The following is a 26884-nucleotide window of genomic DNA, read 5'->3' on the forward strand; positions in this document are numbered from 1 at the left end:
TTAAATATTTTTTAGATCCAGCAAGGAATAACCTTTGGTGTCGAAACGGTTGTTACTGCTTCTATTATAATATAGCTGGAGGTCCTTTGTCTACTCTCTTCCGAAAACAGGTCCTTTATAATAAAAAAAGTAAAGCTCCCCAGCAAATGCCGCAAAGATAGCCTACCAGCACATCCTTTGGATAGTGCACTCCGCCAATCACGCGCACTAGGGCCAGCCCTACTGAAAGCAAGAGGCAGAGGAGTCCCGGCAACCAGAAAAAGTAGAGTAGGCACATGGAAATCACTGTCGCCGAAAAAACATGGCGGCTGGGCATGGACTTGCCTGATGTATCCTTGGTCAGCAAGGGCTGAATATCCCATTTTTCGTAAGGGCGTGGCTGATTCAGTCGTTTACGAATAGCTGACAACAGGCCAAATCCAATGGCTGGTAAGAAGAAAAAAGTAAGCAACCCTTTCCAACCTTCCGTCAGAAAGGCACTGATTAGAACGAGACCATAAACGATAGGTATGAAGAGGGTCATTCCCCGATTGAAGTAAGCCAACCCTTTCAGCCACTGAGGGCGACTGCGAAAAGGAGCCGTTAATTGTTGATAAAAAATTGTGTAGTCTTTCATGCATGCTTACCCTGCTTTTCTAAAAGTTGGACTCTCATACTTTCTCTACTATAGCATATTTCTAGACAAGATGGTAGATAGATAGTAAAAGAGACTGAGACCCAGGCCCCAATCTCTCAGTATTCATGTTTTCTGAAGAGTATTATTTCTCCAAATTCCAGATTTCCTTGGCATATTGTTCAATGGTATCATCTGAAGTAAACTTGTCTGATGTAGCAATGTTAATCAAGCTCATGCGAGCCCATTTTTCTTTGTCACGATAGAGAGCATCAATCTTCTCTTGAGCTTCCACATAGGCATGAAAGTCTTCCAAGAGGAAGTATTCATCATTGTGGGTGATGAGGGCTTCGTAGATTTCAGAGCCTTCTTCACGGACGTTTGGAATAGTGCCGTTGACAAAAGTATCGACCACTCGGCGAATATCTGGATTGCTTTCATAGACACCGCGTGAGTAGTAATCATGGCGGGCATAATGCTCATAAACTTGGTCCTTGTCCATCCCGAAGATGACAATGTTGTCGTCACCGACCTCGTCCTTGATTTCGATATTGGCTCCGTCCAGAGTAGCCAAGGTAATGGCACCTGTCATCATGAACTTCATATTGGAAGTACCAGAAGCTTCCTTGGAAGCCAGAGAAATCTGCTCAGACACATCTGCTGCTGGAATGATGAGCTCAGCCAGGCTGACCCGGTAGTTTTCTAGGAAAACAACCTTGAGTTTGCCTTGCAGGCTTTCATCCTTGTTGACCAGATTGGCCACTTCATTGATCAGCTTGATAACAGACTTGGCAAAGTGGTAGCCCGGAGCAGCCTTGGCACCGAAAATAAAGACACGTGGCACCATATCCTTGTCTGGATTGTCCTTGAGGTCCGAGTAGAGCTTGATGATATGAAGCAGGTTGAGCAGCTGACGCTTGTAGGCGTGGAGGCGTTTCACCTGCACATCAAAGATAGCTTCTGTAGAGACTTCTACTCCTGTTGATTCCTTGATGAAGTCAGCCAGACGAGCCTTGGCTTCTTGCTTCACTCGATAAAAATCGCCCAGCACTTGCTGATCATCCTTGAATTCCAAAAGCTTGCGCAGCTCATGGATATCACTTCTCCAACCCTGACCAATCAGCTTATCAATCTCAGCCGATAAAGGCTCATCCGCAATCTGCAGCCAGCGGCGCTGGATAATCCCGTTGGTTTTGTTATTAAACTTCTCTGGGTAAATGCTGTAGAAATCACGCAAGGTGTCTTCTTTGAGCAGTTCGGTGTGGAGTTTGGCAACACCATTGATTGAATGACCGCCAATGATAGCCAAGTGGGCCATGTGGATTTGATTGTCCTTGACGATCCGAGTGTTTTCGATGACTTGTGGATCAAGGCTGCGTCCAGCCATTTCAGCCACATAGCGGTTGTCGATTTCTAGGATAATCTGATAAACCCGCGGCAGGACATTCTTAAAGAGCTCCGCATCCCATTTTTCCAAGGCTTCAGACAAGATGGTATGGTTGGTATAGCTCATGGTTTTAACCGTAGCATTCCAAGCATCTGCCCATTCCAAATCGTACTCATCCATCAAGAGACGCATAAACTCAGCCGGTGCAACCGCTGGGTGGGTATCGTTGATATGGACAGAGACCTTCTCATGAATATCCTTGAGCGGGCGACCTTGCTTGAGGTAGGATTTGATAATGGTCTGCAGACCTGCACTGGTCATAAAGTATTCCTGGATCAAGCGCAGCTCTTTTCCTTCGTAGCTAGAGTCGTCTGGATAGAGAATGGCAGTAATGTCTTGCACCCGGCGACGAGCTTCAATGGTCGGATAATCCAGTTCATGCTCTTCTGGGATTTCAACATCCCAAAGACGGAGATTGTTGACATTATCATTGCCAAAGCCAATCTGCGGCACATCATAAGGAACCGCCCGCAGGATTTTGGAATTCTCATAAAGAGGCACAATCCGGCCTTTTTCATTAGCATGTAGGGAAACATTTCCGAAGATTTTAACATCAACAATATCATGGTCCTTACGGGTTTCCCAGACATTGCCCAGACTGCCAAACCAATCATCAGGAATTTCTACCTGATAGCCATCTACGATGCGTTGCTTAAAGAGACCATAGCGATAGCGAATCCCATTTCCAAAACCAGGATAGCCAGTGGTTGCCAGCGAGTCCATAAAGGCAGCCGCCAAGCGGCCCAGACCGCCATTGCCCAAGGCCATGTCATACTCAGCATTCTTAACATCCTCAAAGTCAACACCCAAATCAGCAAAGCCTTCCTTGACCGTATCGAGGATACCTAAGTTGAGCAGATTGGTTTCCAGCATGCGTCCTGGAAGAAACTCGATAGAAAAGTAATAAGCTGTCTTTTGCTGCTGCTCAATCAAGTGATTGCGGCGCTCCAGCCACAGGGGCGTGATATACTTACGGACAGTGCTGGCCAGAGCCTGAAAAAGCTCCACTGAAGTCGCATCAGCAACCTTAATCAGCGTCCGCTCGTGCAGCATGTCCTTAAAATCTCTAATAAAACGTTCTTTTTTCAGTTCCATGGTGGGTGGTTATCTCCCTTTCTTAATAGCGGGAAACAGTTTTTAAACGCAGGAATACTTTTTTCAATCAAGATGGGAAGCGCTCGCTTCAGCCACAAGCTGCAAACAGGGCTCCAATACAGTATGATAATATATAAAAATGTAATTCTCACGGAAATCCTCCCTTGTCCATCGGGCAAGAGAGGATTTTCTTATACTGATTCCAAAGTAAATGTTACAGCAGTGATTGATATAAATCACTGTAAGCCTTGCTGGCTGTATCCCAAGAGAAGTCTCTCTCCATCGCCTGCTCTTGCAGAGATTTCCAAGCTTCCTTGTCATCGGCATAAAGCTTGAGTGCTTCCTTGAAGGTCCAAGTCAGCCAGTAGCCAGAAAAGTTATTGAAGCTAAAGCCAGTTCCCTGTCCTGTATAGACATTGTAAGGCTCGACGGTATCACGCAGACCGCCCACTTCATGCACCAAAGGCAAGGTTCCGTAGCGCATAGCCATCATTTGTGACAGACCACAAGGCTCGAAGCGGCTTGGCATGAGGAAAATATCGCTGGCTGCATAAATCTCCTGAGCCAAGTTCACATCAAAGAGGATGTTAGCTGAAAGCTTATTAGGATAGGCATGACCAAACCAAGCGAAAGCCTGCTCAAAAGCTGGATCGCCTGTTCCCAAGAGGATAATCTGCACATCTTCCTGGAGGAGATTGTGCAGCTCTTCCACTACCAAATCAAAGCCTTTCTGACGGGTCAGACGAGAAACAATCCCAACAACCGGCACATCATCACGCACAGGCAGACCAACTCGCTCTTGCAAAGCTCGCTTGTTTTCTAGTTTACCAGATAAGTCAGATTTGTCAAAGTGATGGGCTAAGAGCGGATCCGTTTCTGGATTATAGATATCTGTATCTATACCGTTGACAATTCCGACCAGCTTACCCGATTCCATCCGCAGAATTTGATCCAAATTACAGCCAAATTCTGGTGTACGGATTTCACCTGCATAGCTTGGTGATACAGTTGTCACTCGGTCCGCATAGAGAATGCCCGCCTTCATCCAGTTGAGACAGTCATTCCAACGCAGAGTTCCGTCCGCATAGCGCTCATAGCCCACTCCAAACAATTCCCAAAGCATGCTGTCAGGGAATTGACCTTGGAACTCCAGATTATGGATGGTCAAGACGGTTTTGATATTCTGATATGCTTGAATCCAATGGTATTTTTCCTTAACCAAGAAAGGAATCATAGCTGTATGATAATCGTGAACATGCAGAACATCTGGAATGAAATCAATCCGCTCCATCAACTCTACGGCTGCTAACTGGAAGTAAGCAAAGCGCTCACCGTCATCAAAGTCCCCGTAAACATGGCCGCGGAAGAAATAATGCTGATTGTCAATAAAATAGAAGGACACACCATTCAAGACCAGTCGCTTGACCCCAACGTATTGGCGACGCCAGCCAACACTGACTTCAAAGTAGAAAAGGTCTTCCACCTGATCGCCAAATTTGGCATCAGTCATGTCATAGTAAGGCAGAATGACACCAACTTCATGGCCAGCCTTGACCAGTGATTTGGGGAGAGCGCCGATAACGTCTCCCAAACCACCTGTCTTAGAAAATGGGGCTCCTTCTGCTGCTGCAAATAAAATCTTCATCGAATTATGTCCTCTGTAACTTTTTGGCCCTTCTTGACTACGATTGGATCTTCCGCAGTTCCGCGAATCACCACTCCTTCGCCAATTTCAACACCCTTGTCCACAATCGCGTACTCGACAGTTGCATTTTCTCCAACTTTCACTCGAGGGAAGAGAACACTGTGTTTGACACTGCTTCCAGTCTTAATCTTGGTATTCCGTGAAATCACAGAATCGATGACCTCACCTTCCACAATGCTTCCTGACGCAAACTGGGAGCGAGATACTTTTGAAGACTCAGCATAGTAAGTTGGCTCTTCATTCTTAACCTTGGTGTAAATCTTTTGGTTCGGACTGAAGAGAGAGTAGAATTTCTTACTTTCAAGCATATCGATATTGGATCTGTAGTAGGTCTCTACAGAATAGATATTCGCCAGATAGCCTGTATATTCGTAGGCAAATGCCCCTTCCTGAGTCGCTAAATCACGCAGAACATAGCGCAGTTTTTGTGGATGCTCTTTCTTGGCTTCTTCTTCCAGCTTTTCAATCAGCCATGGAGTATCCACCACAAAGATGTCTGTAGACATATTAAAGAGCTCAGCATCTTCTCGACCATCAAAGAGTTTATGCCCTCTGACATGGTCTGTCTCATCAATATCTAGGACAGCATTTACATCTGAGATATTTTCCTTATGCAATTTCTTGTAGACAACTGTAATCGGCTGTTCTGTTGTATTGTGCAAATGGAAAACTTGATTGAGGTCAATATTGACCAAGATATCGCAGTTAAGAGCGACCGTTTGGTTGGAACCAGAGCGTTTCAGGTAGGTCAAAAGCTGATCATAGTATTCCTCACCGACTGTAGAGCTTTCAACACGGGTATTGTAGATTCCCAAGTAATAGTGGCTAAGCAAAGTAGACAGACCCCACTCACGGCCAGAACGAATGTGGTCAAAGACAGAGCTGATATTGTCCTGCTGGAAGATACCAAAGACACTGCGGATACCAGCATTGGCAAGACTTGAAAGCGGGAAGTCAATCAAGCGGTATTTCCCACCGAATGGCAAGCTGGCTACTGGACGATGATTTGTCAGAGTTGACATATCATGGAAGCCGACTGTGTTTCCTAAAATTGCTGAGTATTTATCAATCTTCATCTTTTGGTACCCCCACTTTCTCGTTGTATCCGACAACATATACTTCCTCTGTACCATCAATCTCTACACCATCAGAGATGATAGCACCTTCGCCGATAATGGCCCGCTTAATCTTAGCGTCTTTGCCAATAACAGCTCCACTCATGATGACAGAGTCTTCAATAACTGCGCCCTTTTTAACTTGAGCACCAGTAGAAAGAATAGAGTGTTTTACTGTACCGTCAACGAAACATCCATCAACGACCAGCGAATCTTCTACATGGGAATTTTCACTGATAAAGTTTGGCGGAGAAATCAAGTTGCGAGAATAAATCTTCCAGCGACGATTGCGGCTGTCTAGAGCATTTTCTGGGCTGATGTATTCCATGTTGGCTTCCCAGAGAGACTCTACTGTACCAACGTCTTTCCAATAGCCTGCAAAGTCATAAGCATAAACGCTTTCACCAGATTCAAGATAGTTAGGGATAACATTCTTACCAAAGTCAGACATATCCACATTACTCTTCTCAGCAGCTACCAGCATATTACGCAGACGCTGCCAGTCAAAGATATAAATCCCCATAGAAGCCTTGGTGGACTTAGGATTTTCTGGTTTTTCTTCAAATTCAACAATCCGATTATTAGCATCTGTATTCATGATACCAAAACGGCTGGCTTCTTTGAGAGGCACATCCAGAACGGCAACTGTCAAGCTGGCATTGTTGTCCTTGTGAGATTGAAGCATGTCATCATAGTCCATCTTATAGATATGGTCCCCAGACAAAATCAGGACATACTCAGGATTGATGCTGTCGATATAGTCGATATTTTGATAAATCGCATGGCTGGTACCTTCAAACCAACGATTTCCTTCGCTCGCAGAATAAGGCTGAAGAATGGACACGCCTGAGTTTATACCATCGAGACCCCAGCTAGAACCATTTCCGATATGACTGTTCAGAGCTAGTGGTTGGTATTGAGTAATGACACCGACATTGTGAATACCGGAGTTGGCACAGTTAGACAAGGCGAAGTCAATAATACGATAGCGACCGCCAAACTGTACCGCAGGTTTTGCGATACTCTGTGTGAGCTTTCCAAGACGAGTTCCTTGCCCGCCGGCAAGAATCAAAGCTAGCATTTCATTCTTCATAGACTACTACTCCTTTGTGGAATCTTTTTTAACATTTTTGCGAGCAATCCGACGCTTGATCTTCCAGATGCTGGCCCCAAGAGCCGGCAAGGTAAAGGTCAAGGTCTGTGGATAATCTTTCCAAAGTCCTTCTTGAGACTGAACTGTTTCGTTATGTTCCTTCCAAACACCTCCCCATTCTTCTAATTCAGTGTTCCATACTTCTTCATAAATGGCTTCCACTGGAACACCAATGGTAAAGTTCTTCCGCTCTACCGGCGCCATATTGAATACACAAACTAACATATCTCCTTTTTCCGTCTTACGGATGAAGGAGAGGACACTTTGATCGGTATTATCCGCATCAATGATTTCGATGCCATCGTAGCTCAAATCAATTTCCCAAAGCGGACGATTGTCTTTATAGAAGGCATTGAGTGCAGCAGTGAAGCCCTGCATCTTCTTGTTCATCTGATCGTCCAGATTAGACCATTCTAGCTGCTCTTCCGACTTCCATTCTAGGAACTGACCAAATTCTGATCCCATAAAGAGCAATTTCTTACCCGGATGACAGATTTGGTAAGTCAGCAAGTTGCGGAGCCCTGCAAATTGATTGTAACGGTCACCCCACATCTTGTGCATGAGACTCTTCTTACCGTGAACCACTTCGTCGTGCGAGAATGGCAGGAGGAAGTTTTCAGAGAAAGCGTACATAAAGCTAAAGGTCACTAGATTAAAATCGTACTTACGATAAATCGGATCTTCTTCGTAGAAACGAAGGATATCATTCATCCAGCCCATATTCCACTTGTAGTCAAATCCAAGACCACCCAACTCTCTCATACCAGTAATCTTGGTTTCTGAGGAGCTTTCCTCTGCAATCATCATGACATCAGGATGAGCTAATTTGATAACCGTATTGAGGCGCTGCAGGAAGTAATAACCTTCATAGTTGCGATTACCGCCATCTTTATTTGGCTGCCATGGACCGCTGTCATAGTCCAGATAGAGCATATTGCTGACCGCATCAACCCGAATCCCATCCAAATGATAGAAATCAATCCAGAATTTAATACTGGAAATCAAGAAAGACTGAACTTGATTCTTGCCCAAATCAAAGTTGAGAGCTCCCCAGCCATAGTTATGAGCCCGGTCGTGATCCTGATACTCGAAAGTCGGTGTCCCATCATAGTAGGCCAGAGCATCATCATTAATAGTGAAGTGACCTGGCACCCAGTCCACAATGACCCCGATATTGTTCAAGTGACATTCTTCGACAAAGTCCTGAAATTGCTCAGGCGTCCCGTAGGTGTGCTCGAAGGCGAAGTAGCCCATAAGCTGATAGCCCCAGCTAAGTCCCAGCGGATGAGCCATAAGCGGCATGAATTCCACATGTGTGTAGTTCATTTCCACCAGATAAGGAATCAAGTCTTCTTTTAACTGGGCAAAGCTATAAGGACTGCCGTCTTCATTGCGTTTCCACGATCCGGCATGCACTTCATAGATATTGACCGGCCGAGAGAAGAAGCCCCAACGCTTCCGGCGTGCCAGCCAAAGACCGTCTTTCCACTTCTTCTCGGGAATGGTGCGAATAACCGCTCCCGTTCCCGGACGTTCTTCCAGATAAATAGCCAACGGATCAATTTTCAAAATTTCCTGACCGCTGCTGCGCTTGATATTGTACTTGTAAATATCTCCTTCCTTAGGCAGCTCTGTGAAGACTTCCCAAACACCCGCTTCATTTCGGACCATAGGGATCTGCTCTTCATACCAATTGGTGAAATCTCCAATCAAATGGACACTCTGAGCATTAGGCGCCCAAACTCGGAAAGAATAGCCAGACTTGCCGTCCACTTCATCCTGATGCGCCCCTAGATAATGCTGTAAATGAAAGTTTTCACCTGTTGTAAAGGTTCTTAATGCTTCGTTCTTATCCATGCAATCACCTTTCTATTTGTAAGCGTTTTCTATAATACTATTCTACATTATTTTTATCTCTTTTTCAAGTAAATTTCAAATATCCTTACGGAAAATTACTAAAACCGAACATTAGCTGAAATTAGTAATAAATGAGAGAGAAAACACTGCATTTTGTGTCTCTCGATATGTTTTAATTCCTTTTTCACTAAATATAGGAGCTATCCAAAACAAGAAAAAGATGAAAATTTTCATAAAGATATAGACCAATATGTAAATTTACATTTTAAAATAATAAGCAATTAAACATATAAATGATTAATTCTTTTAAAATCATGATGTAATCTTATTAGATTTACAAGTTCATCAAGGTAAGAAAAAAGACCGCACAAAGCCGCCTTTCTCATTATTTCACATCAAACACGATGGATTTCACTTGTGTCATCGCTTCGATACTGTAACGAATCCCTTGCACTCCTGCTCCAGATCCCTTAACACCAAGGAATGGGAAGTTATCTGGACCACGTTGGGTCTTATTATTGATGTGTACAGTACCCACTTCCAGTTTCTCAGCAATTTCAAATGCTTTAGGGAAATCATTTGTAAAGACTGAAGATTGAAGACCAAACTCTGACTGGTTACAGATCTGAATAGCCTCTTCAACGGAAGTCACACGAATAATCGGAAGAACAGGACCAAATGGCTCTTCCCAAGCTAATTTCATATCCAGTGTCACATGGTCAAACAAGGCAGGCCAGATGAGATTTGCTTCACGTTTGATTTCTGTCAAGGCTGACGCTCCTTTTTCTTGAGCATCTTCAATCAAGCCCCAGATGAAATCTGCTGATGCATTATCAATGACTGGTGTGATATCCGCATTATCAAAGGGATCACCAACCGTCAGTTTCTCTACCTCTGCCTTAATCAGCGCCGCTAATTTATCTGCTACGCTCTCCATGACAATGACACGTTTAATAGCCGTACAGCGCTGACCGGAATAACTGTATGCCCCGCCAACAATTTGCTTAGCTGCATGCTCCAAGTCAGCATCTTCCAGTACAACTGCAGCATCCTTACCACCCAATTCTAGCATAATTGGACGCATACCAGCCAACTTACCGATGCGTTCACCGATTGGAGTAGAGCCAGTAAAGTTAATGTAGTTTACTTCCTTATGCTCAATGATGTAATCCCCGATTTCTGAACCGCGACCAGTGATGGTATTGAAAACACCAGCAGGCAGACCAGCCTCAGCAAAAGCCTGAGCCAAGAGCAGACCAGAGATTGAACCTTGAGTAGGTGGCTTAAACATCACGACGTTTCCGCCGATAAGGGCAGGAGCAATCTTAGAACCAGACAAGTTGACTGGGTAGTTAAATGGCGCAATGGCTAGTACAACTCCTACAGGCTCACGACGAACCACAGCCAATTTTTTCTTGCTGGCAGCTTCAAAGCCGCCGCCTTCCATAACCTGACCGTGAATACGAATGCCCTCTTCAGCCGCATAGCGAATCAAGTCTGCTGTCCGGACTACCTCTCCGACTGCCGCTTTGATCCCCTTGGCAACTTCTTTTGCAAGAATTTCGCCAATCTTCTCCTGATCGCGCTCCAAAATATCCGCAACCTTATGCAAATAAGCTGCACGCTCAACTGCTGAAAGAGCTCGCCAAGCTGGCAAAGCCGCACGAGCGCTCTCCATCGCATAGTCAACCTCTGCCTGAGTCATGGCAGGCACAGTTCCTAAAATCTCATTGTTGATAGGAGATGAGATGGTAATTTCATTTTCAGAAACTTTCCACTCTCCATTTATATAGTTTTTATATTGTGTCACTTGTCCCCTCCAAAATGTTATTAAATATTATTTTACCAAATTTTCTGAAAATTTCAACCAAAAGTTATAAATTTAAAGAATTTTTTCACAATTAAGATAGATTATCTAAGTTTGTTCATATTAGATCTGCTTATTTTCTGTTTTCTTTGATTTCAACTTTCTTCACAAACTTCACTATTCCCTTGAAGAAAACTAAAAAAGACCAGGAAAATCTCCCTGATCTTAATTTTTCAGATTAATCGAAGTCTAGATATTCTTTTTCAAGTTCAAGAACTTCTTCCATTGTTGCACATTCAGTCAGTGCACGCTGAGCCAGTTCTTCCATCTTCTTCGTATCCAGCTTCTTCATGAGGCTACGAGTCCGAAGAACTGAAGTCGCACTCATAGAGAATTCATCCAAGCCCATACCTACGAGCAATGGCACCGCTGTTTGGTCACCGGCCATTTCTCCACACATACCTGCCCACTTGCCTTCAGCATGAGCTGCCTTGATAACATTGTTAATCAAGCGAAGGATAGATGGGTTGTAAGGTTGATAGAGGTAAGAGACTTGCTCATTCATCCGGTCAGCTGCCATAGTGTACTGGATCAAGTCGTTGGTACCGATAGAGAAGAAGTCAACTTCCTTGGCAAATTGATCCGCCAACATAGCTGCTGCTGGGATTTCAATCATGATACCCACTTGGATATTGTCTGCTACTGCAACGCCTTCAGCTTGCAGCTTAGCTTTTTCTTCGTCATAAACCGCTTTAGCTTTGCGGAATTCTGTCAGAAGGGCTACCATTGGGAACATGATACGCAATTGTCCGTGTACAGAAGCGCGCAAGAGTGCGCGGATTTGTGTACGGAACATAGCATCGCCAGTTTCAGAGATAGAGATACGCAAAGCACGGAAACCAAGGAATGGATTCATTTCATGTGGCATATCGAAATAAGGAAGTTCCTTATCTCCACCAATGTCCATCGTACGAACAACAACTGGTTTTCCATTCATGCCTTCAAGCACAGCCTTGTATGCTTCATACTGCTCATCTTCTGTCGGGAAGTCTTGAGAGTCCATATAAAGGAACTCAGTCCGGTAAAGACCAACTGCTTCTGCACCGTTAGCATTGACACCTTCAACGTCTTTTGGTGTACCGATATTAGCTGCCAATTCGAAGTGCTTGCCATCTGCAGTCACAGTCTGAGCATCTTTAAGCAATTCCCATTCAGCTTTTTGCTTAGCATAAGCCTCACCAGCTGCTTTAAATGCTGCGATTTGCTCTTCAGTTGGGTTGATAATCACTTCACCAGTGATACCGTTAGCTGCAATCACATCGCCGTCTTTTACAAGCTCAGTAATGTTATTAGTTCCCAATACTGCTGCGATTTCAAGCGTACGTGCCATGATAGCAGAGTGGCTTGTACGGCCGCCGATATTAGTTACAAAAGCTTTAACAAATTTCTTATCCAGCTGTGCTGTATCAGAAGGAGTCAAGTCATGAGCAATCACAACTGATTCTTCATTGATAGACGCTGGGTTTGGCAATTTCTTGCCCAGAAGGTTAGCAAGAACACGTTTTGTCACGTCGCGGATATCTGCTGCACGTTCCTGCATATATGGATTGTCGTCCATGTTTTCAAAGAGAGTGATAAACATGTCCGTTACTTCTTTCAGACCAGCTTCTGCATTGGTCTTTTTCGCACGGATTGTTTCTTTGATTTGCCCAACCATTTCAGGGTCAGCAAGTACCATTAAGTGAGCGTCAAACACCTGAGCGGCTTCCTCACCAAGGCTATCTACTGCTTTCTCACGGATAACAGAAAGCTCGTTCTGTGAAGCTTCAAGAGCTGCATCCAAACGAGCCTCTTCTGCATTCGTATCTTCGACTGAAACAGTCTCAAATGATAAATCCGGTTGAACTAATAGATATGCCTTAGCAACGGCAACACCGTCAGATGCTGCAATTCCTTTAAGCATTTCTGTCATATTAAGCCAATCCTTCTTTTTCCATTGTTTCAGAGATTGCAGCGATAGCATCGTCTGCATCTGCACCTTCAGCTGAGATCTTAACATCAGCTCCTTGGCCAACACCGAGACTCATAACACCCATGATAGATTTCAAGTTTACTGATTTACCTTTGTATTCAAGCGTAATGTCTGAAGCGAATTTGCTAGCAGTTTGAACCAACAAAGTTGCTGGACGTGCGTGAATACCTGTTTCTGCTACAATGTGGAAATCTTTAGAAGCCATAGTTAGACTCTCCTTTTAAATAATTCTTTTTGAGTTATTGTGATAACCCTTACAAGTTGATATTATATCACCTTTTGAAATCTTTTTCAAGAATTTTATAGCCCGCTTACAAAATATTTCTTAGGAAATGAAAACTCTTCTTATTATATTGAAGAGAGAATTTTCGAGCTAAATCCCACATTCCCCAAGCTTTATTCAAAAATGGCTTCCACTAAGTTTTTAATCATAAATTTCTTATTTTTATAGTAGTTAATTTCCATAAATTAAGAATATAAACTCCTCCCTCCACTCCTGCTAGTGATTACCTAAATTCTGTAACACAAGATATTGGATTTTGGTTTTTGAGAGGAAAAGCCACCAGTCATTTGTCTAAAGTTTTAAGACTTGTTTAAGCATTGCTGCATCAGCATTTTGCTCCTTTTCTGCAATTTTTCACTTCTTTTCACCGCTTATACAAACACTATATATTGTATTGTAATCTATCCTATAACAAAATATCACACAATATTTAGTTCAAAACTATTGACATTCTATTTTCTTTTAGATATACTAGTTTCGTATTATTTAAAAGAAAAAACGAAAGTTTAGAGGAATTTTTAATGGTAACTATTTACTCAAAAAACAACTGCGTTCAGTGCAAAATGACCAAGCGCTTCTTAGATACTAATCATGTAGAATACCGCGAAATCAACTTGGATGAACAGCCAGAATTCATTGACCATGTCAAAGATCTTGGTTTCAATGCTGCTCCTGTGATTCAGACAGCAACTGAGGCATTTTCTGGTTTCCAACCTGGTAAATTGAAAAAACTGTCTTAATGTAGTTTATTTTGAGGGCAGCGCGCCTTGATCGGGAGATAAACTAAAAGACAGATTATCAGGGCAAACTGCAGCTCCTATGCTCATAGGAGCCGTTTCTTTTGTAAGGCGGAACTTTTTCTGCCAGCTAAATAATCATTACTTATATAGAAAAGGAAAAACATGGGACTCAAACATTTAGAGGATGTGACATACTTCCGACTCAACAACGAAATCAACCGTCCAGTTAATGGTCAGATTATGCTTCATAAAGATCAAGAAGCCTTAAAAGCTTTTTTTAAAGAAAACGTTGAGCCGAACACCAAGCAATTTTCTTCTATTACAGAAAAGATTGAATATTTAATAGAAGAAAACTATTTGGAGAAGGAATTTATCCAGCTCTACTCTCCGGAATACATCGAGGAGCTGACTGCTTTTATCCATGCTCAAGATTTCAAGTTTAAATCTTTCATGGCTGCTTATAAGTTCTACAACCAGTATGCACTGAAGACCAATGATGGTGAATACTATCTGGAAAGCATGGAAGATCGGGTACTCTTCAACGCCCTCTACTTTGCCAACGGAGATGAAGCTATTGCCAAGGATATTGCTAATGAAATCATCCACCAGCGCTATCAACCGGCGACACCAAGCTTCCTTAACGCTGGTCGGGCTCGTCGCGGCGAATTGGTGTCCTGCTTCCTCATCCAAGTAACCGATGATATGAACTCAATCGGCCGCTCCATCAACTCTGCCCTGCAATTGTCTCGTATCGGAGGCGGGGTCGGTATTTCCCTCAGCAATCTGCGGGAAGCTGGAGCACCTATCAAGGGTTATGAAGGAGCTGCATCTGGCGTTGTGCCTGTTATGAAACTCTTTGAGGACAGCTTCTCCTACTCTAACCAGCTGGGCCAACGTCAGGGAGCTGGGGTTGTTTACCTCAATGTCTTCCACCCAGATATCATCGCCTTCCTTTCTACTAAGAAAGAAAATGCTGACGAAAAAGTTCGGGTTAAAACCCTCTCACTCGGTGTCGTCATTCCAGATAAGTTCTACGAGTTGGCGCGTAAAAATGAAGAAATGTACCTCTTCAGCCCGTATTCTGTTGAACGTGAGTACGGTGTGCCATTTGCCTACCTTGATATCACTGAAAAATACGATGAGTTGGTCGCTAATCCAAATATCACTAAGACCAAAATCAAGGCCCGTGATTTGGAAACAGAAATCTCTAAACTCCAACAAGAATCTGGCTATCCTTATGTCGTAAACATTGATACGGCCAATCGTTCAAATCCAATTGACGGTAAAATCGTCATGAGTAACCTTTGCTCTGAAATCCTGCAGGTACAAGAGCCTAGCCTTTTGAATGATGCGCAAGAGTATCTCCACTTGGGAACAGATGTGTCATGTAACTTAGGCTCTACCAACGTTGTCAACATGATGACTTCGCCCGACTTTGGAAAATCCATCCGGACTATGACACGCGCCCTGACCTTTGTCACAGACAGCTCACACATCACAGCTGTGCCATCTATCGACAATGGTAACAGTCTGGCACATACCTTTGGTCTGGGAGCTATGGGACTGCACAGCTACTTAGCACAGCAGTTGATTGACTATGGATCAGCGGAAGCTGTAGAGTTCACCAGCATCTACTTTATGCTCATGAACTACTGGACCTTGGTTGAGTCTAATAATATCGCTCGCGAGCGCGGTGTGACCTTCCATAACTTTGAAAAATCTGACTATGCTAATGGCACTTACTTTGACAAATACCTGACGGGTGAATTTGTACCTAAGTCTGACCGTGTCAAAGAACTCTTCGCAGGTATCTTTATCCCGTCTGCAGAAGATTGGGCAGAGTTGCGCGACAAGGTCAAGGCTGATGGTCTCTACCACCAAAACCGCCTGGCCGTTGCGCCAAATGGCTCTATCAGCTACATCAATGATGTTTCTGCTTCAATCCATCCAATTACTCAGCGAATCGAAGAACGTCAAGAAAAGAAAATCGGTAAGATCTACTATCCTGCTGCTGGTCTGTCAACTGAGACTATTCCTTACTACACCAGTGCCTATGACATGGACATGCGAAAGGTTATCGATGTCTATGCAGCCGCAACTGAGCACGTGGACCAAGGTCTTTCCCTGACTCTCTTTATGCGCAGCGATATTCCTAAAGGCCTCTACGAATGGAAAAAAGAAAGCAAGCAAACAACCCGCGACCTTTCTATCCTGCGTAACTATGCCTTCAACAAGGGTATCAAGTCCATCTACTACGTCCGCACCTTCACTGATGATGGGGGCGAAGTAGGTGCCAACCATTGTGAAAGCTGTGTCATCTAGCAAGAGATTTTAGAAAAAGAAAAGGAAATTCGACCATGTCATAATTTTACTTTCCTCATTATGGACAGGAAGGTAAAATCGTGGAGTATTGGGGTAGTATCCAAGAAGTGATAGCTGATACCCCATCAGGTCGTACCATCTACTAAAGGAGAAAGAATGCAAACTTACTACAAAGCCATTAACTGGAACGCTATCGAAGATGTCATCGATAAGTCCACCTGGGAAAAACTGACTGAGCAATTTTGGCTGGATACGCGGATTCCCTTATCCAATGACCTGGATGACTGGAGAAAGCTGTCCCACAAGGAAAAAGACCTAGTCGGCAAGGTCTTCGGTGGCCTGACCCTGCTGGATACCCTCCAGTCTGAGTCTGGTGTGGATGCCCTGCGCAAGGATGTCCGCACAGCCCACGAAGAAGCTGTCTTCAACAACATCCAATTTATGGAGTCCGTTCACGCCAAGTCCTACTCTTCTATCTTTTCTACGCTCAACACCAAGTCAGAAATCGATGAAATCTTTGACTGGACCAACACCAATCCATACCTGCAAAAGAAAGCTGAGATTATCAATGAGATTTACCTGAACGGTACAGCTCTGGAAAAGAAAATAGCCAGCGTTTTCTTGGAAACCTTCCTCTTCTACTCTGGTTTCTTCACTCCGCTCTACTATCTGGGTAATAACAAACTGGCCAACGTTGCTGAAATTATCAAGCTGATTATCCGTGACGAGTCTGTCCATGGAACCTATATCGGCTACAAGTTCCAGCTAGCCTTTAACGAGCTGCCAGAAGACGAGCAAGAAAAACTCAAAGAATGGATGTACGACCTGCTCTACACCCTCTATGAAAATGAAGAAGGCTACACTGAAAGCCTCTATGACACAGTCGGCTGGACTGAAGAAGTCAAGACCTTCCTGCGCTACAATGCCAACAAGGCTCTGATGAATCTAGGGCAAGATCCGCTCTTCCCTGACTCAGCAGACGATGTCAATCCTATCGTCATGAACGGTATCTCAACCGGTACTTCCAACCATGACTTCTTCTCCCAAGTGGGTAACGGCTACCTGCTAGGCGAAGTTGAAGCCATGCAGGATGACGACTATAATTACGGTTTATAAGACAAAGACCCCCTCTTTCCAAAATACGGAAAGAGGGGGTCTTTGACTGACTATTAATCTATTGACTATCATAGATATATTCTTCCAGATGTTCTGCGACTGTAATCTCAACTCCAACATCAGATGTTAGATAAATCACGGTACAGTCATGAGCTGGGACAATAGGAAATAAAAAGGGCTTCATATTTTGATAAATTCTATACATCCGCCTTTGACTCGTTGGATTTTCAAGATAAAGCTTGCTGTCACCACCAGAAAAGTCAGCTGGCAGAAGGGCATAATAAGCTACCAAAGCTCCATTTTCATCCAATACTCTAGTCTTATTTAAATCCTCAGCTATTTTTTTCATCATTAAAGTAGCCATCTTTTCCTCCCTTCATGTTTTTTATCCAAATAAAGGTGGAGCTAGGAACATCATCCCTAACTCCACTTATGCAGTCACTAATTAGATACGCGATAATACGGATGCTGGGAAGCAGTGATAGCATCTTGTCCAACTCGAATCTGTGCTTTAGGATTCTCGTTTCCAGTATCAGGCAAAACAGCTCCTTCTGGAATTACTAAAAAGGTTGCGCTACTGCTACCAGCAGTATAAGCAAGAGTAGATACATAACTACCATCGCTTACTTGACCTTTTAGTAAAGTATAATCGCTGGATTCTTTTCCATTCAGAGTATGAGAAACGACCCCTTGATTATTCAATACTATCGCATCCCCCAAATCATTTTGCCAAGTACCGGCTACAGTCGAAAAATCTCCTGCTGCCAAAGCATTGACATCGATACCCGCTGCTGGAGTGGCTGGGTCTTTCGTGTCAGACTTTGTTTCATTTTTAGGCTGAGCTTCAGAAGATACTGACGCTGCATCAGTTTCATCTGGGCTAGCTGATGGAACAGCTTTCGCTTCAGACTTAGAATCTGATTTAGAAGTTTGAACTGTTTGGCTAGAGCTATTACTTTGAGATGTTTGCTTGTCCTGCTGTTTACTGCAAGCACCAAGCAAGATAATGGAAGAAGTGAGTGCAGTCGCAAGAAACATTAATTTTGCATTTTTCATAAAAGAGGCCTCCTCATGAATTAATACCTTTTTGTAATCTTATTGTAACATTTTGAATTAATAAAATCAATAATCATATTGAAATATTATAAAATTAATTTATTGCTACATAACGACGGCTACCACTATACCCAACATAGCTAATCCACTGATGACCATCTGCAATAAAAGTTTGATCATAAAAGACTGTGCTCCCTTTGTCAAAGTTTGCTAGTTCTGGACTTGATATTTTAGCTTCAGACCGAATAGAAGCATAGCCTTGAAAAACGTAATTCCCTTTTGATGGAATAGATATAGTTGGTAATGCGACTTCCGTAGTAGCTGAGCCGGCACCTACAAGTTTTCCATCATCCTGAACGTAGTACAGGTGGACGTTGTATTTCCCTGTGGAATTTTTATGATCACTTACTTTAATAGTCTGTTTGTAAGTCCCATCTGGTTGCTTGCTAGCAGTGTACCAAACCACGTCATCCTGGTCATTGGCAGCAGACCATGTAGGTACCTTTACTTCTTTTACACCACCAGGATTAGAAACATTAGACACAATAATATCAAAGGTACCTGTCTTTGAAGTATTATTCCGAATAGTAATAGTTCCTGTCGGCCGGATTAATTCCTTATCCAAGGAGACTTCTGTCGTCGTTCCTGTTACACAAATCATTTGGCCATTATTTTGAACATAGTATAAATGCACATTATATTTTCCAGTGGAATATTTATGATCGCTAGCCTTTATTGTCAATTTGTAAGTGCCATCCGATTGTCTTTTAGGAGTATACCAAATAATATCATCTTGATCATTCGCACTAGACCATGTAGGTACTTTTACTTCTTTTACACCACCAGGATTGGAAATGTTAGATATAACAACATCAAAGGTTCCTGTTTTTGAATTATTATTTTGAATAGTAATTTTCCCTTCAGGCTTCTTAATAGAAACGGTAGTCTTCGTTCCCCCAGCTCCAACCATTTCCCCATTATTTTGAACATAATATAGATGGATATTATACTCTCCCGTAGAACCTTTATGTTTATTTGCATTGACAGTTATTTTATATGTTCCATTAGGCTGTTTAGCAGCAGTGTACCAAACAATATCATCTTGTCCATTTTCACTTGACCAAGTTGGTAATTTCACTTCTTTCACACCATACGGGCTAGAGACATCAGATACAATGACATCAAAAGTCCCTGTCTGAGCATTATTGTTTTGGATAGTCAAGGTTCCCTTTAAAGGAGCCTTTGTCTTTGTTACTCCAATGGCAATATATCTACGATTTCCAGCAAAGGAGAGATAGCTAATCCATTGATGGCCATCTGCTTCCAATTTACGATCATATGTAACAGTTTGTCCTGCATCATAATAAGCTAATTCAGGACTAGACATCTTAGGCTCAGCTTTAATGGAGGCTCTTTGAGTGAAATGATACACTCCACTGGCAGGGATTCCTTGATTATCAGAAGGCTGGGAAATCGGTGTGGATGTACCTCCAATGATATCTTTAAAATGTATAAAGCCTGAGATTGAACTTGCAGCAACTACTCTGCGATTATAACTTTTACTCCAAGCATAGTTATATTCTTCAATTTCTACATTATTTCCCAATACATTGGACACCCATGCTACATGTCCGTAACTTCCATCATCAATCCAAGCGACTGAGCCAAGAGCTGGATGATTATCTACCCTATATCCTTCTCTTCTTGCCCGATATCCCCATTCACCGCCATTTCCGTACGCACGAGGAATGTTAAAACCATTAACTGAACTTAATCTATAAGCAGTAAATGAAGTACAATTTTTAACAATAAGTCCCCAATCGTCCGCAGCATAATCAGGGAGATTTTTAAACCTTACTGGATAATCATCGCCTCGAGCGATTGAACCATTCCCTGTAGCCAGTAAAGTCGTATGTCCAGTCCCGTTTGCAACTTTACCAACAGTTGTTTTGAGAGTTGTTTTTTCTTCTTTAGTTGCACGGCGGCGGCTGACATCATTAACAATTGAGGTGGCTGGCTTATCTACATTCGAAGCGGCATAGCCACGTGTTACTAAATGTTTAGGATTAGTAGGATCATCTATAACTGGATTTATTTCAACAGTTTTCTGTTTTTCATTAACTGTTGAAGTTTGATCAGAAACAGGCTCAGTGTTGATTGGAATATCATTTGCATTTGTCGCTTTATTTTCAGTTTCTAGTGGTTCAGGAACTTCAGAAGTTACTCCATTTTCAATACTAACTAAATTGTTATTTACAGCATTTTTTGTTTCCGATTCAATATCAGAACTTACTGTTGCATTTGACTTTTCTGAAACACTCTGATTTGTGTCCACAGCTATGTCAGAAGGTGCTGTAGAAACTACTGAATCAGTACCAGTTGGCGAAATTACTTGATCAGCAGCAACTGTTTGAGTCCCTGCAAATAATAATGTTCCTAGAAGCACTGAAACTGCTCCTAGAGAATATTTACGAATAGAAAAACGTTGAACCTGCTTATTAAAAAATTGATTTTTCATTTTATTTGCTCCCTTTATTAATCTTTGTGCACGACAACATTTAATTTCCTAAAGCCAAAACCAAATCATGGCGAGATAATAAGAAATCCTAAACATGTGATTCTCTCCTTTCCTATTTAACTTTTTCCATGTTTCAATTATAGACTCAATTACAAATAAAAAACAGGACATAGATGTCCTGCTAGCCTTGATGATAGAGCCGAAGTTCTTTATTCCACTCCTCAGCCATTTTTTTAGATAGAAAAGTATGACCTAACAATCTTGCCAGTGTCAGTCCCTCTTCATAGTATTGTTGAGCTTTTTTCTCGTCCTTGTGTACGAAAAGCTCATATTCTCCCTCTAACATTCTTATCAGCGGTTTCTTTTGATAGTCCTCTGTCAATTCCATGATTACATTAAGTTTGTTGAGCGTATCTTTTGTATAAATGAACTCTTTTCGCTCGCACTCAATACCTGGGATTGTCAGTAGAGCATCTCGCATGAGAAAGAGATATTCATTTGGAATATAGTCAACTGACTGCAGTAATCGCTGAGCGATTCTTGCATATAATTCCTTATCAAACTTAGCTGACCGAATCTCCTCTTCATCTCCCACATAGATCTGATAGAGCTGGATGTAGAGTAAATCATTCACGTCATAATGCTTTTTACTCTGCAAATCGTCCAAATGCTGGGCAAAGAGAGTCATTCCATACTTATGGAATTTCTCAGAAGTATAAGTATAAATCTTTGATTGCAAGATATCCATTACATTCTGCTCAGCTTCTGGCAAATCATCATAATAAACTTCAAAAATTTCATCTATGATATGCTCCAATTCGAACAAAGCTTCGGTATTGCCATAAGTGGTCGTCCGAATCAGCTTATACTTCAAGCGCTGATAGTCAGTAGGTAGAGCTACATCTTCTTTTTTACTTCCTGTCAAAGTTGTCAAATCGACCTCTAGACAGAAAGCCAGATATTCTAAAGTAGAAAGAGTAGGCTGGGAAATGCCTGACTCCAAACGGGTTAACTGCCGTATAGAAAGCTTTGACTCATCACCACACAATTGCTCCTTAGTCCAGCCCCTATTTAATCGAAGCTGTTTCAAATGCTGTCCAAATTCTTTTCCTTGCATCGTCAATCCCCTCCCAAATAAATCAGGAAACTTTTGGTTATGTTATCATGTTATTCTAGATTTATTATAGCATAATTGGAAAGATTTTACTAATAAAATTCCAAAAAGATTACTTCCTTTTCTCAGTGATGAAATCTACCTAACTGTTGCAACAGTTAGGTAGAGCGGAGCTATTGAGACCTTAGGCTCAATAGCTAGTCATGGAACTCTGCAGGAGGTCGCTGACATCCGCCATCACTTGAGAAAAGCATGTAAATCTAAAAATTAGTATATTACAAGTATTAAAGGACCCCAAACTTAAAAGTTTAGAGTCCTTCTACCATATTCTTTTTTGAGTCTAAACACAAAAAAACTAGTAATACACATTCAAGTGAGAAGGCAAGACACGAATCGTTACTGGCAGTTGGTCACCCTCATCTCCGTCAACGTTGACGCTGAGCTCTGCCTTGTCATCAGCCAACTCAACTGTGATTTCCCTAAAGGTCAGATACTCGATATTATCACTTTCTTCTCCATTGCCCGAAATCAAATCCGGCACAGAAACCAAGGTGTCCAAGAGATTTTTATCCTTAAGATACAAAAGATGGAGCAAGCCGTCATTGACAGTAGCTTCAGGGAGAATGCTCTCGAAACCTCCGATAGAGTTGGTAGAGCCAATCAAGAGTGTACTGCTCTTTATCGTACGCTCTTCTCCATCAATATTTAAGTGAAATTCGTAAAAACTAGTATCCATCAACTGCTTGAAACCAGAGATAAAGTAGGCAAACTTGCCCCACTTGGTCTTGTCTTCTGAATCTACGTTGTTGATTGACTCAGGAATAGTTCCAATGGCAACCACATTCATAAAGTACTGGTCATTAATCTTGCCGATATCAAGTGGCTTGACTTTGTTGATATCCAGATTCTGAATGGCTTCTTCAGCGTCTAGAGGAATGCCGAGAGCACGCGCCAAATCATTGACTGTACCAAGTGGAAAGAAACCAAAAGTCGGACGATAGTCTAGTTCAGCCAGGCCGCTGATTCCTTCATTGACTGTTCCATCGCCGCCCATGACAAAGACGCTATCATAATGGTCTTCTGCTGCTTGCTTAGCAAAAGCTGCTGCGTCTCCGCCTTTTTCAGTATGCTTGACCACTACCTCATCGAAACATTTTGCCAGCTTTTCCCTTGCCAAGTCTTCATAGGACTTGGCTTTTTCGCCTCCCGAGCTAGGGTTGACAATTAATAGGACTTTAGACATAAGGAAACCTCTTTTCATTTGATAGCTCATTATACCATCTGGAAAACACTTTCACAAGAATTTGAAACTGCTGGCTTTCGAGAGACCAGAAAAGCAGTTTAGCATTTAAACGCCATTCCACAGAAAAACACTTCTGCTGTTAGATTTTTCTGTCTAACTTTAGAAGTGCTGTCTTATATTTCGTTTTTCTATTAAAAGAAGACAATGAGAACAAAGGCAATTAGGTTATTGACCAGATGTAGACCCATTGAGTAGCGCAGGTCCTTCTTAGCTAGATAGCCTAGGCCGAAAATTGCTCCCAAGATGAAGTAAACCAGAAACTGGACAAGATTGCCCGGCATGTGCAGAAGAGAGAAAAAGCTGGCAGATACAGTTAAATAAAGCAGAATTTTTGCCAAGCTATTTTGGTCGGGAAAGAGAAACTTAGCCAAAAACCCTCTTGTCAGCAACTCCTCAAGAATAGGAGCAAAGATTACCATGTATAGGAAGGCAAAGGCTGGCTGCTGCTGAATCAATTGTACAGCAGAATTCTGATTGGCAGAAGATTCAATAGGAACGAGCTGCTGGAAGATGATAAAAGTAAGCAAGAGGGCGCTGGGAAGCCAGATAGAGCTGGTCAGCTTGGTATTTTTGATTTCCAGTTTCAAATCTTTCTGGTACCATTTCCACATGGCAAAAGAATAGAGACTGGCAAGTATGACAAAAATCGGCAAAATCAATAGTTGAGAAGATCCCCCTGTCAGAGAACCTATAGTGAAGACAACTATAGCCGAAAAGATATAGGAATAGGCCAAGAGGACAAGAATATAAAGGCCAAAATTAGTAAAGAAAGTTTTTAATTTCATAGTGATTCCTTATAGATTGATTTACTTAAACATAGCTAGCAGCAGTATTATAGCCATGGGGAGATTGTTCAGGATATGAACCAACATGGAATCTTTTATATTCCCCCGACGAGCATAGGATAAATAAAGAACCAGCCCAAGTGCGAAATAAATTGGAAACTCAGTCAATTGGGTGATATGAGGCAGGGTGAAGACCACAGAAGTCACAATGGCAGCCAAAACTTTTTGATTATTTTTGAAAAAGAAGGCAGTCCCAAAACCGCGGAAAATTAATTCTTCCATGATAGGAGCGATAAAAGCAATCGTTGCAACAAAGAGCAAGGCAAAAAAGATATGCTGCGAAGACATCATTCCCCCTAGCCCTTGTATGGCGCTGTCATTACTGGTCTGGGAATTGCCGCTCAGGATGAGATTGAGATAAACACCGACAATAGCAGCCACTCTGGCAAGGAAAAAGAATAGAAAAGCAAAACCGATGTCCTTGCCAGACTGTTTGAATTTTTTCTTTTCTTCAGGCACATGCTTCTGATAACGCCGCCACAAGCTACGAAAAATCAGGAAAACTAAAATCAGATACAAGGCTACCAATAAGATTTCTGCATATATAGGTAAACTCTTCCCGAGCCTCAAGAATAGCATCGGAGCAATATTTATAAGGAGGCTAAGAGCAATTAAGCCTATCCATTTTACAAGTCCTAAAGCAGTTGATTTGAAGTTGTTCATTTTGTACTCTCCTTTTGATAAATATTAATACCGACTTCCGTATCCTCAACAGCGATATCACCCTTCTGCCGGAGAATAGCGACAGCCAGAAAAAAATCTCCTGCACAGCCGGCTGCATGGAAGCTAGCAAGAACGATATAAGAGGTCGCAGTCAGAATATGCAAGGCATAGATCAAGGTCAGGGCTAGGCTAATCAGAAAGAATGGTGCCAGGATAATGACGAGCATCCTTTTCCGACTGTAACGACTGCCTGGGCTAGTCGCATAGGCCATGCCGCTCTTAAAACCAAACTTGACCTTGGTATTTTCATCCCCCAAGACCTTAAAGAAAAAGCCGTGGATCAGCTCATGGATGACCATTAGAACAAGGAGGTAGAATAAGTCAAAGAAATGAAAAACTTCGCTGCCCTTGCCATACATTAGAATAGCAATCCAGGTAAAGAGGGCTAGAAAAGGGAAGATCAGCAATACGGCCGTTATATTCAGAGCCAGATTGACCTTTTTATTATGGATAAAATCAAGTTCTTTCAGTAGTTTCATAATTTCCGCCTTTCATCGGGAAATAAGCTTATTTGAAATATTTTCTTACCATTGGATAATACATAAGATTGATATAGATATGGATCACCACTAGGACGACAAAACCAGAAACGACATTGAGGGGTGTGAAAGTTCCCACTATCCCTAAAATAACATAGAGGGCTGGCAGAAGTCTCTGATTTACATTAAAGAGAATAAGATAGCACTGTTCATAATTGGCTTGCAGCTCTGATTCATCATAAGAGAGCACAAATTCTTTTATTTCCTCAGTAGTCGGGAAGGCTGATAACTTATAGTGCCGCACCTTCTGAACTGTCTTTAAAAAGACAACTTGCAAAATAAAATAAAGAAAGGCAATCGAATAATCTACAAGACTCCACTGAAGCGGGCTCTTATGATTAGTGATATTTCCGATATAAACGACTCCAACTAAAATCGTAAAAAGAACGATAGCACTGCTGATATTAAAGACAATAGTCGAGTATTCCAAATTTTTAAATGTTAAACAGTACCATTCATAATTCTTATCCTCATCTGCTTCTTTTTCATAGGCTTCATTGTATTTACGAGTCCGATAAATCAAGAAAAAGGTTAAAGGATAAAGAATAATTAGACTAGCCCGACCTAACTGTCGCAGCAGTTGAACAGTAAAAATAGTCGACCAACTGATATTTTTTAGCAGACCAGTTTCAGAAAACAAAATAGACAGACCACCTATAAAAGCTCCAGCTAGCAATATAAGGACATTATATAAAACTCTTTTCTGTTTAGATATACGTTTTTGCTCTTTCACGACTTCTTCTCCTTTATTTTTTTACAATAGATGATACAGGAAGGCAGATAGACTATTTTAGTTCCTGTTGAAATGAATCTCAATTGCTTCTTCATTCTTCTTCCTCCACCAGCCGAAAGACATTCTCAACATTTTCGTTGAAAATATGGGCAATCTTAAGGGCAATCACAATCGATGGGGTATATTCGCCTCTCTCTATAAGGCTGATTGTCTGCCTGGAAACACCGGCCAGCTTAGCCAGTTCTGTCTGGTTGAGACCGTCACGCGCCCTCAACTCCTTGAGTCGATTTCTTAATTTCATTAAAATCCCCCACTTCTCCTAAAGCTCGATAGACCGAATGTCTTCAATACGAATCAGCTTGGTCTTGGTCTGACCTTTTTTATCTGTCATGCTCAGCTTGACCCATTCTTCATCCACATCCACTACCAGCCAGTTTACCAGCCAGTTATTGGTTCCAATTGACTCGCTCATAATTGTCGGCTTCTTTCCAATCATTTCTTTTAAAAATTGTGACATTGTTTTGTTCCCCTTTCTTTTTCTTTCTAAAGACTTTATCCGTCCCTGCATCCGTTTTAGCTTATTGGAAGAATCAATCCCAAAGATAAAAACCATAAAAGTCATCGGAAGCAAGAACCATAAGAATGCATTCATAAGCGTCCCTCCATTTCCTGTTCAAAAGTATTGTAACAGATTCTTTTCTTTTTGACAAGTATCTTTGTCAAAAAAATAATAATCATTGTCAAAAACGCTATTACCATAGACAAAAA

At 42.1% G+C, this 26884-nt stretch carries 23 protein-coding genes; 3 read left to right on the plus strand and 20 right to left on the minus strand.

What is annotated here, in order from left to right:
- Positions 1-115: 115 nt before the first annotated feature.
- The 9 genes from O3621_RS08000 to O3621_RS08040 form a co-directional block, all read right to left on the minus strand.
- The gene (locus O3621_RS08000) at positions 116-616 is read right to left on the minus strand and encodes a phosphatase PAP2 family protein (RefSeq protein WP_314449913.1); all 501 of its coding nucleotides are present in this window, start codon (positions 614-616) and stop codon (positions 116-118) included.
- A 142-nt stretch (positions 617-758) separates the two neighbouring features.
- Positions 759-3155, minus strand: a complete 2397-nt coding sequence (locus O3621_RS08005; protein WP_314449915.1) for a glycogen/starch/alpha-glucan phosphorylase — start codon at positions 3153-3155, stop codon at positions 759-761.
- Positions 3156-3369: 214 nt separating this feature from the next.
- Positions 3370-4800, minus strand: coding sequence for a glycogen synthase GlgA (gene glgA, locus O3621_RS08010; protein WP_371514044.1), 1431 nt, complete (start codon positions 4798-4800; stop codon positions 3370-3372).
- Complete coding sequence (gene glgD / locus O3621_RS08015) at positions 4797-5936, minus strand: glucose-1-phosphate adenylyltransferase subunit GlgD (RefSeq protein ID WP_002925406.1); 1140 nt, start codon at positions 5934-5936, stop codon at positions 4797-4799. Before glgD ends, glgA begins: the two co-directional genes overlap by 4 nt.
- A complete protein-coding gene (locus O3621_RS08020) occupies positions 5926-7068 on the minus strand; it encodes a glucose-1-phosphate adenylyltransferase (RefSeq protein ID WP_002904142.1) in 1143 nt (380 codons plus the stop codon). The genes glgD and O3621_RS08020 overlap by 11 nt, the downstream gene beginning before the upstream one ends.
- Positions 7069-7074: 6 nt before the next feature.
- Complete coding sequence (glgB, locus tag O3621_RS08025; protein WP_002897915.1) at positions 7075-8985, minus strand: 1,4-alpha-glucan branching protein GlgB; 1911 nt, start codon at positions 8983-8985, stop codon at positions 7075-7077.
- A 385-nt stretch (positions 8986-9370) separates the two neighbouring features.
- Positions 9371-10795, minus strand: coding sequence for an NADP-dependent glyceraldehyde-3-phosphate dehydrogenase (locus O3621_RS08030; protein WP_048771677.1), 1425 nt, complete (start codon positions 10793-10795; stop codon positions 9371-9373).
- Positions 10796-11030: 235 nt separating this feature from the next.
- Positions 11031-12764 carry a phosphoenolpyruvate--protein phosphotransferase gene (gene ptsP / locus O3621_RS08035; RefSeq protein WP_002896016.1) on the minus strand — a complete coding sequence of 578 codons (1734 nt, stop codon included), beginning with the start codon at positions 12762-12764 and terminating at the stop codon, positions 11031-11033.
- 1 nt (position 12765) lies between these two features.
- Complete coding sequence (locus tag O3621_RS08040; protein ID WP_002896017.1) at positions 12766-13029, minus strand: phosphocarrier protein HPr; 264 nt, start codon at positions 13027-13029, stop codon at positions 12766-12768.
- A gap of 599 nt (positions 13030-13628) precedes the next feature.
- Here O3621_RS08040 and nrdH point away from each other — a divergent pair.
- The 3 genes from nrdH to nrdF all read left to right on the plus strand — a co-directional run bounded on the left by nrdH (position 13629) and on the right by nrdF (position 17285).
- Entirely contained in the window at positions 13629-13847 is a 219-nt protein-coding gene (gene nrdH / locus O3621_RS08045) for a glutaredoxin-like protein NrdH (RefSeq protein WP_002897920.1), read from the plus strand.
- 162 nt (positions 13848-14009) lie between these two features.
- Positions 14010-16169 (plus strand): class 1b ribonucleoside-diphosphate reductase subunit alpha, encoded by a 2160-nt coding sequence (nrdE, locus tag O3621_RS08050; RefSeq protein ID WP_314448332.1) that lies wholly within the window; start codon positions 14010-14012, stop codon positions 16167-16169.
- 156 nt (positions 16170-16325) lie between these two features.
- Positions 16326-17285, plus strand: a complete 960-nt coding sequence (nrdF, locus tag O3621_RS08055; protein WP_002910202.1) for a class 1b ribonucleoside-diphosphate reductase subunit beta — start codon at positions 16326-16328, stop codon at positions 17283-17285.
- Positions 17286-17343: 58 nt separating this feature from the next.
- Here the strand turns inward: nrdF and O3621_RS08060 are convergent, their stop codons facing one another.
- The 11 genes from O3621_RS08060 to O3621_RS08110 all read right to left on the minus strand — a co-directional run bounded on the left by O3621_RS08060 (position 17344) and on the right by O3621_RS08110 (position 26768).
- The gene (locus O3621_RS08060; protein WP_002900763.1) at positions 17344-17649 is read right to left on the minus strand and encodes a hypothetical protein; all 306 of its coding nucleotides are present in this window, start codon (positions 17647-17649) and stop codon (positions 17344-17346) included.
- A gap of 77 nt (positions 17650-17726) precedes the next feature.
- The gene (locus O3621_RS08065) at positions 17727-18341 is read right to left on the minus strand and encodes a DUF6287 domain-containing protein (protein ID WP_002900765.1); all 615 of its coding nucleotides are present in this window, start codon (positions 18339-18341) and stop codon (positions 17727-17729) included.
- Positions 18342-18435: 94 nt separating this feature from the next.
- A complete protein-coding gene (locus O3621_RS08070) occupies positions 18436-20859 on the minus strand; it encodes a GBS Bsp-like repeat-containing protein (RefSeq protein ID WP_002902691.1) in 2424 nt (807 codons plus the stop codon).
- 181 nt (positions 20860-21040) lie between these two features.
- Entirely contained in the window at positions 21041-21976 is a 936-nt protein-coding gene (locus tag O3621_RS08075; RefSeq protein ID WP_002904132.1) for an XRE family transcriptional regulator, read from the minus strand.
- A gap of 352 nt (positions 21977-22328) precedes the next feature.
- Positions 22329-23246, minus strand: coding sequence for a diacylglycerol kinase family protein (locus tag O3621_RS08080; RefSeq protein WP_009659911.1), 918 nt, complete (start codon positions 23244-23246; stop codon positions 22329-22331).
- Positions 23247-23407: 161 nt separating this feature from the next.
- On the minus strand, positions 23408-24061 hold the full coding sequence (locus O3621_RS08085) for a lysostaphin resistance A-like protein (protein WP_371514045.1): 654 nt from the start codon (positions 24059-24061) through the stop codon (positions 23408-23410).
- A gap of 21 nt (positions 24062-24082) precedes the next feature.
- Entirely contained in the window at positions 24083-24784 is a 702-nt protein-coding gene (locus tag O3621_RS08090) for a CPBP family intramembrane glutamic endopeptidase (RefSeq protein ID WP_002921799.1), read from the minus strand.
- Positions 24781-25323, minus strand: a complete 543-nt coding sequence (locus O3621_RS08095; protein WP_002921805.1) for a DUF3267 domain-containing protein — start codon at positions 25321-25323, stop codon at positions 24781-24783. Before O3621_RS08095 ends, O3621_RS08090 begins: the two co-directional genes overlap by 4 nt.
- 28 nt (positions 25324-25351) lie before the next feature.
- Positions 25352-26116: a DUF3169 family protein gene (locus tag O3621_RS08100; protein ID WP_002921806.1), complete on the minus strand. Its 765-nt coding sequence runs from the start codon at positions 26114-26116 to the stop codon at positions 25352-25354.
- Positions 26117-26207: 91 nt separating this feature from the next.
- Positions 26208-26417 carry a helix-turn-helix transcriptional regulator gene (locus tag O3621_RS08105; protein ID WP_002921807.1) on the minus strand — a complete coding sequence of 70 codons (210 nt, stop codon included), beginning with the start codon at positions 26415-26417 and terminating at the stop codon, positions 26208-26210.
- An 18-nt stretch (positions 26418-26435) separates the two neighbouring features.
- Positions 26436-26768, minus strand: coding sequence for a hypothetical protein (locus tag O3621_RS08110; protein ID WP_002921810.1), 333 nt, complete (start codon positions 26766-26768; stop codon positions 26436-26438).
- Positions 26769-26884 lie beyond the last annotated feature (116 nt).

The organism is Streptococcus sp. 20925_1_22 (assembly GCF_041431685.1).
In the GTDB taxonomy this organism is placed as follows: Bacteria; Bacillota; Bacilli; order Lactobacillales; family Streptococcaceae; genus Streptococcus.